A 12,619-nucleotide genomic window follows, 5' to 3' on the forward strand; every position below is an offset into this window, starting at 1 on the left:
GGCGCCCCCCTGTTCAGGTTTGACCGGAGCGCCTCGGGGGACCCGAGGAAGCATGGCAGGAGCAGCAGCGGAAGAGCGCCGGCTCGCCACTGTCGTGGAGAGCTGGCAGGAGCGTCCCGTGCTGGTCGTCGGCGACGGCATGCTGGACGAGTGGCGGTTCGCAGAGTCCGAGCGGCTCTGCCGGGAGGCCCCCGCCCCGGTCCTCACCCTGCGCCGGCGGATCTCCGCGGCCGGCGGCGCGGCGAACACCGCGGTCAACGTCTCCGCCCTCGGCGGGCGGGCCGTGCTGGTGTCCCCGGTCGGGGCCGACGCGGCCGGCGACGAACTGCACGACTGCCTCGACCGCGCCGGCGTCTGGGACCGTACGGTCAACCAGCCCGGCCGAGCGACCCCGGTGAAGCGGCGGATGCTCGCCGGTAACCAGATCCTGCTGCGCGAGGACTCCGGCGACCCGGACGACGCGCTCGACGACGACGGGGTGGCCCGCCTGCTCACCGCGCTGCACTGCGCGACGGAGGAGCTGCGCGCCGCCTCCGGTGGGCGGCCGCTCACCCTGGTCGTCTGCGACTACGGCCTGGGCGCGTTGCCCAGGGCGGTCCGCGCCTGGCTGGTCGCCAACCGGGACCGCTACGCCACCGTGGCCCTCGACGCACACGACCTGGCCGACTGGCGCGGCCTCAACCCCACCGTGGTGACCCCGAGCTTCGCCGAGGCGGCCCGGCTGCTGGCCCGCGCGGCGGCCGGCTTCGGCGGCGGGAGCCGTACCGCGTCGCGCGGCGCCACCGCCGGTGACCTGCACCTGGACCACCCGACTGAACCGGCCGACGGCCCGTCCGAGCTGGTCGTCGGCGCGGCGCCCGGCGGAGCCGGCGAGCGGGCCCACGGCGCCCCCCATCCGACCTCCGGCGTGCCGTCGGCCGACCATCCCGGCGCGCCCCTCGGGCCGACCGGGGAGCCGACCCCCGGCGAGGAGCGGGTCGCCCTGACCGGGGACGGTCTCAGCGTCACCGGCACCGGGGTCACCGTGAACGCGGTGGCCGGCGAGGGCGTCGATCGGGCGGTGCTGGCCGAGTCGCGCCTGGCCGAGCTGCGCGCACACATCGGCGCGGACGTGGTGGCGGTGACCCTGGACACCGAGGGCGCGGTGGTCGGCGGCGCCGACGGCGAGCCCCGGCGCAGCCACAGCACCCCGGTCCCGGCGAGCCACGCGGTCGGCGCGGGGGACGCGTACCTGGCGGCGATGACCCTGGCGCTGGCGGCGGAGGCGACCCTGCCGACCGCCGCCCAGCTCGCCCAACTCGCCGCGACCATCACCGTCTCGGACACCGGCACCTGCGTGTGCCGGCGGGAGGATCTGCTCGACGCGCTGGGCACCGGGGTGGACGAGACCGGCCACCCGACGCTGGTCGGTGCGCAGGAACTGGCCGCGATCGTCACGGAGCACCGCCGGGCCGGCCGGTCGATCGTCTTCACCAACGGCTGCTTCGACGTGCTGCACCCGGGGCACATCCGCTACCTGACCCAGGCCCGCGCGCTCGGCGACCTGCTGGTCGTGGCGGTCAACTCCGACGGCAGCGTACGACGGCTCAAGGGGCCGGACCGGCCGGTCAACCCGGCCGAGGACCGAACCGCCCTGCTCGCCGCACTGGAGTGCGTCGACCATGTAGTGGTCTTCGAGGAGGACTCGCCCGCGAAGCTGATCGAAGCGGTCCGCCCGGACGTCTACGTCAAGGGCGGTGACTACCCGCCGGAGATGGTGCCCGAGGCCCCGCTGGTCCGCCGGCTCGGCGGGCAGGTCCGCACCCTCGGGTACGTCCCGGACCGCTCCACCTCGGCCATCATCGACCGGATCCGGGCGCAGGCGGCCACGCCCACCGTCGGCGAGGGCACGGGCAGGCCGACGTGAACCGACCGCTCGACCTCGGCACGTCGGAGCGGTTCCGCGACACCCGGCAGCTCGACGTGCTGATCCCCACCCGCAACCGCCCGGCCGAACTGGCGGTCACCCTCTCCGGGTTGGCCGCCCAGGAGGGCGTGGGCGACTTCGGGGTGGTGGTGAGCGACCAGTCCGACGGCGGGCCGGCGTACGGGCACCCGGCAACGGCCACCATGGTCCGGATGCTGCGCCACCAGGGCCACCCGGTGCTGCTGACCCGGCGACTGCCCCGGCGCGGGCTGGCCGAGCACCGGGCGTACCTGCTGGCCCAGTCGGCGGCCCGGTACGTGCTCTGCCTCGACGACGACGTCTGGCTGGAACCGGGCACGCTGTCCCGGCTGGTCACCGCGATCCGGGAGCTGGGCTGCGGATTCGTCGGCAACGCCGTGCACGGCCTCTCCTACGCCGACGACGTCCGCCCGGAGACCCACGTCCACTACGAGGAGTGGCCCGGCCGGCCCGTCCCCGAGCGGATCCGCCCCGGCACCCCGGAATGGGAGCGCGCGACCATCCACCCGGCCGCGAACCTGCTGCACGTCACCGAGAAGCTGCAGCTGCCGGCGGGCGCCTGGCGGGCGTACAAGGTCTCCTGGATCGGCGGGTGCGTCCTCTACGACCGGGCGAAGCTGGTCGACTCCGGCGGCTTCGAGTTCTGGCGCAGGCTGCACGAGAACCACCAGGGCGAGGACGTCGCCGCCCAGCTCGCGGTGCTGGAGCGGCACGGCGGCGCGGGGGTACTGCCCAGCGGCGCCTACCACCTGGAGTCGCCGACCACGGTGACCGAACGGGACGTGGAGGCGTGGGAGGTCGTCCTCACCGAGCAGCCGTCCGACGCCGCGCAGCCGGCGTGAGCGGGGTGTCGGCAGGAAATCTTCCTTCTCCTGTCAGCAGTTCGCGGGCGGCCTCGATCACCTCGATCACGGGCACGTCGGCGACGAAGGAGTCCCGGTGCGGGCAGTCGCCGTCGCCGGGACGGTGCGGATAGATCCCCGGGGTGCAGTCGACGCCGCACACCGGGCAGTGGGTGGTCCAGGAGGCGATGGGGCGGTGCCGGCCGCGCAGCGGAGTCGCCCCGTTGATCAGGTTGCCGATCCAGTAGACGCCCACCGTCGACGTACCGAGCGCGGCGGCCAGGTGCAGCGGCCCGGTGTCGTTGGACATCACCAGCGCGCAGCCGGCGTAGCAGCCGACCAGTCCGCCGAGGCTGAGTGTGCCGACCTGCGGGCGCACCGGTACGCCGGCCGCCGCGACCACCGCGTCGACCGCCTCCCGCTCGGCCGGGGTGCCGGTCACCAGCACCTCGTACCCGTCGCCGGCCAACGCCCGGGCGACCTCGCCGAAGCGCTCCGGCGGCCAGCGCCGCCGGGTGTCGGTCGCCCCGGGATGCAGCGCCACCCGGGGACGCACCGGCTCACCGAGCACCTCGCGGGCTTCGGCCCGGTCGGCGTCGGTCACCGCGAGAGCCGGGATGATCGTGGTGGCCGGTGCCCCGAGCAGGGCCACCACCTCCAGGTAGCGGATCACCTCGGGCTGGTAGTAGACGTACCGGATCCAGCGGTCGAGCGGTGGGGCGTTCTCGGCCCGCAGGCCGGCGGTGACCCGCGCGCCCAGGTCGGCCACCACCGGATTGGAGTTGGCCCCACCGCCGTGCAGCTGCACCGCCAGGTCGAAGCGTTCCTTGCGGGCCGCGGCCAGGAAGGCCGCCATCTCCGCCGGCGGCTCGCCCGGCCCGGCATCGCGGATGCCGGGCGCCGGCGGGACCACCAGCACCCGGTCCACCGGGCCGGGGCGCTCGCGCCAGAGCTCCGCGTGCCACGGCGCGCCGAGCAACACGATCTCCGCCCCGGGGTACGCGGCCCGCAGCGCCGCCAGTGCGGGCAGGGTGAAGACGAAGTCGCCGAGCGCGTTCGCCCGCAGCACGGCGATCCGCCCGACGTCGGGTACCCGCTCGCCGACCGGGCCGAGCACGGACGCGGTGACCACGCGACCCCTACGGCCGGTCGATCTCGTCGACCGTGATGTCCGGGTGATGCATCTCCCGGTCGGCGGCCGGGTCGGCCAGCGTCCGCGTACCCGGGGTGGCAGCGCGGGGCCCGGTGCGGCCGACGGTGATGGTGCGTGGCGCGGGCCGGGCCGCCCGGGGCAGCCGTACCCGGAGCAGGCCGTGGTCCATCACCGCGTCGATCCCGTCCCGGTCCACCCGGGACGGCAGGTCCACCCGGTACTCGAAGCCGCGCGTCTCGAAGCCACCCGGGATGCCCTGGTCGGCGTTCACCTCGGCCTCCGAGCGGGCCCGGACGCAGAGTTCCGTGTCGTCCAGCTCGACGGCCACCTCCTCGGGCGCCACGCCGGGCAGCCGGACGACCGCCTCCCAGCCGTCGGCGACCTCGTTCAGTTCGACCTCGGGCGGGCCGGCGCGGAGGCCGACCAGGCGGCTCAGCTCGGAGCGCAGCGAATGCAGTTCACCCATCGGGTCCCAGCCCTGCTGGCGTCCCCGCCAACCCCGGCCGAAGCCGCCACCGCCAGACTGTTCCGTCATCGCATGTCTCCGATCCGCTGTGTCGTCGAGGGGGGTCGCAGCGAGCTGGGCGCGTTGAGGTCTGCCTCCCGGTCGACGCCGACGCCGAGCCGGTCGACCAGTTCGCCGCCGAGCCAGGCGCTGATGCCGAGGATGGCGACCGCGACCACCTCGATAGCGATCAGCGCGCCACCGGCGGCCCTGGAGTCGGCGTTGAGCCGGACCACCCAGACCGCGGCGAAGAGCAGGATCACCGCGAGGTTGGCGACCGCGTGGGTCAACCCGACCTGCTTGGCGCGGGTGCCGGCGGGCAGGGCGAACAGGTCGACGGACCCGGCCGCCGCGGCCAGCACGCCGCCGATCAGGCCGGCCGCGATGTTCCAGTACGCGGCCTCGGCCAGGTAGTCCGGCCCGCCGGCGGCGTCGACCACATCGAAGATCAACGCGATGACCAGGAGGGCCACCGGGAACATCACCAGCATCGGATGCAGGGGATGCCCCAGCACCTTCAGTCGGCTCTCCATCCGGCCTCCGTCGGTCGCGTCCAAGCGCCGCTGCGAGTTAGGCGGTACCCACCGGTTCCGGGGGCAAACCTCGCGTTCGGCGCACTCACCTAGGCTGACGATGGCGGAACCGGGCCGGTTACGGGTCGGAAACGCCAGCAACGTCAACGGACGGGGGAGGACCACATGACGAGGGAGATCACCACCGCGGAGGAACTACGCGAGCTGCTGGGCACCCCGACGCCGCGAGCCCGCGACAAGGAGCGCACGGTGCTGCACGCGCGGGACCGGGAGTGGCTGGCCGCCTCACCGTTCTGCCTGGTCGCCACGGCCGGCGTGGACGGCAGCTGCGACGTCTCGCCGAAGGGCGACCCGCCCGGCTTCACGCTGGTGCTGGACGAGACGACCATCGCCATTCCGGAGCGGCCCGGCAACCGGCGGGCCGACGGCTACCGCAACATCCTCGCCAACCCGCACGTCGGGCTGATCTACCTGATCCCCGGACGCACCGACTCGCTGCGCATCAACGGCCGGGCCCGGCTGGTCCGCGACGCCCCGTACTTCGCCGACATGGTGGTCAAGGGGCACCGCCCGATCCTGGCGGTCGAGGTGGAGATCGAGCAGATCTTCTACCACTGCGCGAAGGCGTTCCTCCGCTCGCAGCTGTGGCAGCCCGAGACCTGGCAGCCGGACGTCCTGCCGTCGCGGGCCCGGCTGGTCAAGGAGGTGGAGGCCCCCACGGAGAACCTTGCCGACCTCGAACGCCACTACGGCCCGGGCTACGTCACGACGATCTACACCTGATCCCGATGCCCGCTGGGACCTGTCGCATTCAACCGCTCCGGCGGGCGAAGGGGTTCCGCCCGGACGCCGACAGGTAGAGCGGGAAGAACACCACCCACAGGATCAGGCAGCCCAGGAACCACGCCTCCGGAGTCCGCATGCGGAACGAGCCGAGCGAGACGGAGACCGGGTCCCCCTGCCTCAGTCGCTGCCTGGCGTCCGTGTAGACCCACACGTCGAGGGCAAGCACCACGAGCAGGACGAGGATCGGTGCCAGCGCGGGGTGCAGGTTCCCTGTCATGATGGCCGTGTTCCGATCCGCTAGGCGCGCGATGAGGGTCGCCATCGTACTCGCCGGCGGTGGCCGCTCACCTCGGCGTCCGGCTTGCCCTCGACGGGGGGTTGGCGGACTGACGGCCTGAGAGGCACCAAGCAGAAATCCGTTTTGTGCCGGTGGGACGATGCCCGCGTGAACAAGATCCCCACGGTGTTCCGCCGCGACCCGGACGACCGGAAGCGCGTCCTGCCCGAGGCCAACCCCACCTGCCAGTGGGTCCTCGACGGCGAGGGAACGCCGACGCGGAAGTACGACGGCACCTGCGTGATGCTCGACGAGGACGGCACCTGGTGGGCACGGCGTGAGGTCCGGCCAGGACGGATGCGGCCGCCTGGGTACCGGCCCGTGATGACCGACGAGATCACGGGCAAGACCGTGGGCTGGGAACCCATCGGGCAGTCGCCGTATGCGAGGTACCACGCCGAGGCCCTCACCAACTCACACGAACGGCGATTGCCCGGCACCTACGAGCTCATCGGCCCGAAGATCAACGGAAACCCCGAGGCCGTGCGGGGCCACGAGCTCGTACCACACGACGACGCCGAGAAGCTGGACGTGCCGCGCGACCTGGACGGCCTGCGCCACTGGCTGCTGGCGCACCCCCAGTACGAGGGCATCGTCTGGCACCATCCAGACGGCCGGAGGGCCAAGTTGAAGCACCGAGACTTCGCCTGAGCCCCCGTACCCTCGTGCCGTGATCAAAAACGTGAAGGTCGCAGTCGTCGGGGTCGGCAACAACACGTCAGCGCTGGTGCAGGGAATCGCCTTCTATCGCAGCACGGGCAGCCTCGTGGGCATCCACCGGCCGGAGATAGCGGGACTGTGCGTCGGCGACATCGACGTCGTCGCTGCGTTCGCCCTCTCCGACGTCAAGGTGGGCAAGGACCTCCACGAGGCGATTTTCGTGTCGCCCAACAACTTTCCCCGTCTCGACGCGGGGCTGCCACCTTCCGGCGTGACGGTGCAGCGTGGTCTCGTGGACTCGACGGAGATCGAGCGGGTGGCACACACAATAAGGGGCGCCGAGGTGCTGCTCTACTCCGCGCCCAGCGGCAGGCCCGAAACAGCTCAGGCATACGCCGAGGCAGCCGTGATGGCGGGCGTTGCGTTCATCAACACCACGTCGGACTCGATTGCCCGCGAACCGTTATGGCTCAAGCGTTTTGAGGACGCCGGCCTGCCGCTGCTCGGCGATGACCTGGCCAGCCAGTTCGGCACCTCCGTGGTACATCACGCCCTGCTGCGGTTGCTCGAAGAGCGCGGCCTCACCCTGGTCAGTTCCTACCAGGTCAATCTTGGGGGCACCGAAGACTTCCGCAACTTGGTCGAGAACTCGAATACCAAGATGCAGTCCAAACTGAACGCCCTGGGGACGGACAAGGTTCAGGTGGCTCCCCTCGGGTACCTCCCGCACCTGGGATCCCAAAAGATCGCCCACCTCAACATCGAGGCGCAGGGCTGGGGTGAAACCGCGGTGAGCCTGGACGTGCGGCTGAAGGTGCACGACCCCAGTGGCGCCGCCGGCGTCAACATCGACCTGATTCGCATCGCGGCCACCGCACTGCGGTCGGGGTGTGGCGGCTATCCGACCGAGGCGGCACCGCTGCTGAAGTCTCCGCCTGGGACGGCGATCTGATGATCGGTGAGCCGTCGCTGGCGGAAGTGGCGCCTGGTGGGCGCCTCGTCGTCTGAGCTGCTCCCGTGGCAGAGAAGTCTCAGCCCGCTCCAGCGTGGCTGGCCGGCGCGGCCCACTTGCGGGCCGCCCTGAACATTGAGAGGTCAAGTCGGCAACGTCGAGCATCCGGAATCCAGGCAAGGAGACCAGGGAGATGAAGCGAGGCTTCGCGCGCTGGATGGTCGCCGGTCTCACCGGTGTGGCCCTGTCTGCGTTCATCGGCGTGGCCGCAACCGACTACCCCCGGCTCTACGCCGGCGACGACGTCCGGGCCGGGGTGATCTATCGCGACGTCGTGCCGAACCAGTCGACCACGGTCAGCGACCTTGTCGTATGCGTCGACCGGCCCGGGAAGGTCGAGGTAACCCGCATCGAGTCGCGCGAGGCGTTCGGTGGTCTCAAGCTTGAGCAGTTCGCAGCCATGCCGACGCGGGAGGCCCGCGCATCCGGATTCGGCGAGGGCCACAAAGCCATCACCGAGCTCGGCGGCGACGTCACCAAACCATTGGTCCTGATCGGCCAGTGCCCCGACCCGGACAAGCCCGCCGATCCCCCGACCACGCGTCACTACTCGCTCCTCCTGCAGTACGCCAGGCCCAGCACCCAGACGGCAGGCAACCAGGGCATCGTGATCTGGTACACCTCGGCCGGCCGCGAACACTCACTCTTCGTGGACTGGGAGATCCTCCTGTGCGACAGGTCCGACACGACGACCCCGGACTGCCCGGCGTCCGACGCGACCGCCACCAGCTAGCCCCTAGCTCTACACGTCCTGAAAACAGGGCAAAGAGATGTCCCGGCACGCCCAATTCGTCCGAGGGCAGGCCGGGGTGTGGGGCGGAGCCCCACGTCTATCGGGTGGGGGAAATACGCCGCTGGCCGTGTACCGCTCGCCGTGGTCGCCTTGGAGATTGGCCTGCAAGTCCTCGGCGACGGCTCCGAACTCCCGATAGGCGTCGCCGTCGAAATGGCCCTTGATCTCGATGGCACCTTCGAACCAGGTCAACGAGACAACGCTACCGTCGGCGCAGGTGTACTCGTAGATGGGCTGGCGAGCCTCGTCCCAGCCGAGCCATCCACCTACCCTGAGCGCGGAGTTTCTCTCCGCGTAGGACAGCCACTCGTCCAGGGCGATGGGGTGCTCTTCGCTGTCGCAGTACTCCTCGGCTCGGCTGACGTGCAGGTCGTATCCCACGCTTCCTCCACGCCGTCAGCTCTCTTGCCAGAAGGAGCGCAGGTTACAGGGCAGGCGGTTGCCGGCCGGCCCGGCCGATGCCGGCCGGAGGTCGCCAGCAGGCCGGGGGCCGGCCGCATGTCCTCCGTCGACTGATGGGCGACGCCGTCTCCGCAGCGTCGATGGCATCCCGGCCATGCGTCCGGGACCCCGCTTCTCCCCACCGTGGCGGGGCTTCTGCGGTCTCGTCCTGATCGCTCCACGGGCCAGCACCACGACCATCGGCTGCATCAGATCGTCGGCCAGTCGCCGATCGTTCCAACGCTCAGATTGGGGTGCTGTGCCGTGCAACAGAGGCTGGTGCCGGGATCGTATATCCGGGTGTGGGTATGCGGCTTGGCGGGGAGGGTGGCCGAGGTTTTGGAGTTCGACGACTATGTACGGACGCGAGGTGCAGCGCTGGTGCGGCTGGCGCGACTGTTAACCGGCGACCGGCATCGCGGTGAGGATCTGGCCCAGGAGGTGTTGGCGCGGGCGTTCGCGCGCTGGAACCACATCTCGGCCGTGAACACAGAGGCGTACCTGCGCCGGATGCTGGTCAACGCTGCGATCACGCGCTGGCGGCGACTGTCGAGCCGCGAGATCGTCGTGGGTGACACCGGCGATCGCGCTAGCCGGGTGGATCTTGAATCGGAGGTTGTTGAGCGTGACGTCCTGTGGCGTCACGTCCGGCAGTTGCCCGCCAAGCAACGGGCAGCGGTCGTGCTCCGCTACTACGAGGATCTTGACGATGTGTCGATAGCGGGGTTGCTCGACTGTTCGACAGTGACCGTGCGTACGCAGGTGAAACGGGCGCTTGCCACGTTGCGGGGCAAGGTGGGTGCTGATGTGGCGCTGTATAGCAATGGGGGAACGCGATGACTGACCTGGATCGCGCGCTGCATGAGACGTTGACCCGTGTCGCCGATGAAGACGTGCACGTCGAGCGGCTCCTCGCCGGGGCCCGCACGATGGGCACCCGCTACCGCCGCCGGCGGCGGTTCGGTATGGCCGCCGGCGCGGCGGGTCTGTCGGCCGGCGCTGCGGCGGTGGTGCTGTCGCTGACAGCGGCGCTAAGCCCGAGCGCCGGGCGGGGGCCGGGGTCGGGGCCGGAGCCGAGGCCGAGCGCGGCAACGCCGACGCCGACGCCGTCCGCGCCGTCGAGCAGCACTCCACCGATGACAGCGTTCCCGACACCGCCGGTCGCTGCCGGCGCCGCTACGGCGGTTGACTCGGCGAATGAAGTCGGCCGACCGCTGCTGCTGCACCTCAGCCTGGCCCGATTGCCGTTCCCGATCATCCACGTGCAATACCAGCAGCTGATCGACGAGCGACAGGAACGCCTCGGAATCTACGGTGTCGACAACAACGGTCAGCAACGAGACCTTGTTGTACGGGTCGGGGCCGGCACGAAGGACTTCGAACCGCTGGCCGGTGAGCGCAAAGCCGTCCGCGTAGCAGGGCGGCCCGGCACGTTCGCCCTCGAAAAGATCGGCAACAGCCGGTCCACCGTGCTGCGCTGGCAGACCGCTAACGGGCTCTGGCTACAGGTTGTGGGGGCGCGAGACAAGACCGAAGCGTTGACGGTCGCGGCCAGCGTCCGGCTGGATCGCACCTACCGGTGTGTCGCGCCGTATCGGCTGCGTTCGCTGCCTGCCAGGATGAAGCCGGAGAGCTGTTCAGTGGTGTTCAGCGGCACCACGGCCACCAGCATGCTGGGCGTAAGTGACGGAAAGTTCCATATCTTGTTCAGTACCGAATCCCGCCGAATCGAAGACACCAACGAAAAGATCGGCAGCCGGCCGGCCCGGGTCCTGGAGCACCGCGGAGACGGCGGCGCCCAGATCATGGAGGTGGCAGTCGATCAGGGCGACGCCGTGCTGTCGCTGACCGCCTCCGGCCGCTACGACCCAGCGCTGGTCCGCCGGATCGCCGCCGAGTGCGACTGGACAGGCGGCCAGGACCCAGCGACGTGGCCCATTGATCCGTTTATCAGCGATAGATGACCGGAGCCGATAGCCCAGCGCGTGCGCGGCGGTGGACGCATCGGGGCGTCCACCGTCGCACGCCCGCTACCAGAGGTGGCGACGACCTGGACGCGGTCGCCAACCGGCTGGACGAGGCGGTCGCGGCGCGGGTGCGGACCATCTGCGGACTGCCACGGCCGGCGGCGGCGTTGTCGATCTCGGGAGCGGCGAAGCCCAGGCCGTTGACCTGGGCTTCTTCACCGAGCCGCCTGACGGAATCGAACCGTCGGCCTACGCATTACGAGTCGGTAGCCGGGCGCTGGTCCGCCGACTGGTCCTCCTACTCGACCCGATACCCCGGTCCGTGATTGTCCGCTGTTGTTCGCCGGTTTGGCTGCTCGCATGGCTGCTCGGCGAGCCCCGGAGGCTTCCCCCGATATGAGTCGTAAGACCGCGAGGCTGTCGGATCAAACGGTGTGCACCAGCCGGAAACGCTGGGCGAGCACTAGGGTGTCGTCGTCGACGGTGAAGCCGGGATCGCCCAGCTCCGCGCGCACTTCATCGCTATGCCAGAACGCCTCGTGCCCGGCCCGCCACTGCGCCACAGACTCATCTCCCTCGCCCTCGTCGAGGGCGTGTTGCAGATCGACATCGGCGAGCCGGACCACACGCACCTCGGTCAGCTCGATCACCGCGACGCGCCGGCCCTCCGAGTCCACCACCGCCGATCGCTGGCCGACCTGAGGCAGCGGCTCGTTCGCACACTCGTATCCGAGCACAAGGCTGGAGGTCGAGGACTTCGCGCCGGACAGGATGGCGGCCACCAGCTTGTCTCGCAGCGGCCCGGGGAACGCGAACTCCGCCAGGGGAAGATCATCGAGATTCATGCGGGAAGGGTAAGTGAACCGGCGAGCCGCCACTGACCGATATCTCGCTCACAAGGCGCTTCCGGCGTGAGCCGTAGCGTCCGCTGACGTCCATCGGGTTCGGGCCGGAGGCGACATCCATCCGGGCTGGTCCGGCCTCGGCCGCCACCGTTGATGTCAACGATTGATGTCAGGTCGCACGCGATCAAGGCCGATCGCCATCCGGATGAGAGGCTGAGCGCGTGGGGCTCACTAAGGAGATAGCAGCGCGGCTTGCCGATGCACGTCTGGCTGAATGACGACGCGTTGTCTATGGCGAGTGGCGCGCGATGCTCGACGACAAGGACGTTCGCCAGGTCGTCGGCGAGGACGGCAAGCAATACAGCGTGGCCAGCCACGCCCTTGATGATGGCGATGGGCGTGTCCGCATGGCGGTGGTCGTGGATGACGGGGGCTGGTCGACGTTCGTGCCGCTAGCGCGAGACGAGATCATGAGTCTGGACGGCACGTTCGCCGAGTGACCTCTTCGGTGTGAACGCGGATGCGGGGCACCGACGGCTGTCATCGGCTGCCAGGGGCCGTCGGTCCGGGCACGTTATTCGGGATCTAGCGACGTCCGGTGTTAGCGGCTGCCGTCGCATTCGCTGCCTCTCTGCTGCTCTTGCGCCTGGCGGTCGCCATTCGCTTAGTCACTCAGCAGGCTGGCCGACGGGATGCGCCGCGAGGCACCCCGCCGAACCGCAGAGGGCAAGACCAAGACCGAGATCATGCGATGCCTCAGCGCTACATCGCACGGGAAACCTTCCACCTGCTCGCGTCGC

14 protein-coding genes and 1 pseudogene are annotated in these 12,619 nt (G+C 70.5%); 9 read left to right on the forward strand and 6 right to left on the reverse strand.

Annotation, left to right across the window (positions count from 1 at the left end):
* Positions 1-52: 52 nt before the first annotated feature.
* Together rfaE2 and ACNAVT_RS03525 are read left to right on the forward strand one after the other, a co-directional pair.
* Positions 53-1,906, forward strand: a complete 1,854-nt coding sequence (rfaE2, locus tag ACNAVT_RS03520) for a D-glycero-beta-D-manno-heptose 1-phosphate adenylyltransferase (protein ID WP_416292700.1) — start codon at positions 53-55, stop codon at positions 1,904-1,906.
* Positions 1,903-2,787, forward strand: a complete 885-nt coding sequence (locus ACNAVT_RS03525; RefSeq protein WP_416292702.1) for a glycosyltransferase — start codon at positions 1,903-1,905, stop codon at positions 2,785-2,787. The genes rfaE2 and ACNAVT_RS03525 overlap by 4 nt, the downstream gene beginning before the upstream one ends.
* Here the strand turns inward: ACNAVT_RS03525 and ACNAVT_RS03530 are convergent.
* From ACNAVT_RS03530 to ACNAVT_RS03540, 3 genes are read right to left on the reverse strand one after another with little or no spacing between them, the layout of a single operon-like run.
* Complete coding sequence (locus tag ACNAVT_RS03530; protein WP_416292704.1) at positions 2,750-3,919, reverse strand: glycosyltransferase family 9 protein; 1,170 nt, start codon at positions 3,917-3,919, stop codon at positions 2,750-2,752. The two genes, ACNAVT_RS03525 and ACNAVT_RS03530, sit on opposite strands and share 38 nt — an antisense overlap.
* Positions 3,920-3,926: 7 nt before the next feature.
* Positions 3,927-4,475: an Hsp20/alpha crystallin family protein gene (locus tag ACNAVT_RS03535; protein WP_416292705.1), complete on the reverse strand. Its 549-nt coding sequence runs from the start codon at positions 4,473-4,475 to the stop codon at positions 3,927-3,929.
* The gene (locus ACNAVT_RS03540; protein ID WP_416292707.1) at positions 4,472-4,978 is read right to left on the reverse strand and encodes a DUF2231 domain-containing protein; all 507 of its coding nucleotides are present in this window, start codon (positions 4,976-4,978) and stop codon (positions 4,472-4,474) included. The genes ACNAVT_RS03535 and ACNAVT_RS03540 overlap by 4 nt, the downstream gene beginning before the upstream one ends.
* Positions 4,979-5,143: 165 nt before the next feature.
* Between ACNAVT_RS03540 and ACNAVT_RS03545 the strand changes: the two genes are divergently transcribed.
* The gene (locus ACNAVT_RS03545; protein WP_416292709.1) at positions 5,144-5,761 is read left to right on the forward strand and encodes a pyridoxamine 5'-phosphate oxidase family protein; all 618 of its coding nucleotides are present in this window, start codon (positions 5,144-5,146) and stop codon (positions 5,759-5,761) included.
* A gap of 28 nt (positions 5,762-5,789) precedes the next feature.
* Here ACNAVT_RS03545 and ACNAVT_RS03550 read toward each other — a convergent pair whose 3' ends face one another.
* Entirely contained in the window at positions 5,790-6,041 is a 252-nt protein-coding gene (locus ACNAVT_RS03550; protein ID WP_416292711.1) for a hypothetical protein, read from the reverse strand.
* Positions 6,042-6,209: 168 nt separating this feature from the next.
* On the opposite strand from ACNAVT_RS03550, the gene ACNAVT_RS03555 reads away from it, so the two are divergent.
* The 3 genes from ACNAVT_RS03555 (at position 6,210) to ACNAVT_RS03565 (ending at position 8,506) form a co-directional block, all read left to right on the forward strand.
* Positions 6,210-6,752, forward strand: coding sequence for a hypothetical protein (locus tag ACNAVT_RS03555; protein ID WP_416292713.1), 543 nt, complete (start codon positions 6,210-6,212; stop codon positions 6,750-6,752).
* Between the two features lie 19 nt (positions 6,753-6,771).
* Entirely contained in the window at positions 6,772-7,713 is a 942-nt protein-coding gene (locus ACNAVT_RS03560) for an inositol-3-phosphate synthase (protein ID WP_416292715.1), read from the forward strand.
* Positions 7,714-7,930: 217 nt separating this feature from the next.
* Positions 7,931-8,506, forward strand: a complete 576-nt coding sequence (locus ACNAVT_RS03565; RefSeq protein WP_416292716.1) for a hypothetical protein — start codon at positions 7,931-7,933, stop codon at positions 8,504-8,506.
* A 9-nt stretch (positions 8,507-8,515) separates the two neighbouring features.
* Here ACNAVT_RS03565 and ACNAVT_RS03570 read toward each other — a convergent pair whose 3' ends face one another.
* Positions 8,516-8,947, reverse strand: coding sequence for a hypothetical protein (locus ACNAVT_RS03570; RefSeq protein WP_416292718.1), 432 nt, complete (start codon positions 8,945-8,947; stop codon positions 8,516-8,518).
* A 387-nt stretch (positions 8,948-9,334) separates the two neighbouring features.
* Between ACNAVT_RS03570 and ACNAVT_RS03575 the strand changes: the two genes are divergently transcribed.
* Together ACNAVT_RS03575 and ACNAVT_RS03580 are read left to right on the forward strand one after the other, a co-directional pair.
* A complete protein-coding gene (locus tag ACNAVT_RS03575; protein WP_416292720.1) occupies positions 9,335-9,847 on the forward strand; it encodes a SigE family RNA polymerase sigma factor in 513 nt (170 codons plus the stop codon).
* Complete coding sequence (locus ACNAVT_RS03580) at positions 9,844-10,971, forward strand: hypothetical protein (protein ID WP_416292721.1); 1,128 nt, start codon at positions 9,844-9,846, stop codon at positions 10,969-10,971. Before ACNAVT_RS03575 ends, ACNAVT_RS03580 begins: the two co-directional genes overlap by 4 nt.
* 428 nt (positions 10,972-11,399) lie before the next feature.
* Here the strand turns inward: ACNAVT_RS03580 and ACNAVT_RS03585 are convergent, their stop codons facing one another.
* Entirely contained in the window at positions 11,400-11,819 is a 420-nt protein-coding gene (locus tag ACNAVT_RS03585; protein WP_416292722.1) for an ASCH domain-containing protein, read from the reverse strand.
* 221 nt (positions 11,820-12,040) lie between these two features.
* Between ACNAVT_RS03585 and ACNAVT_RS03590 the strand changes: the two are divergent.
* A pseudogene (locus ACNAVT_RS03590) lies at positions 12,041-12,319 on the forward strand (hypothetical protein).
* Positions 12,320-12,619: the final 300 nt, after the last annotated feature.

Source organism: Micromonospora sp. SL4-19 (assembly GCF_047921475.1).
Classification (GTDB): domain Bacteria; phylum Actinomycetota; class Actinomycetes; order Mycobacteriales; family Micromonosporaceae; genus Micromonospora.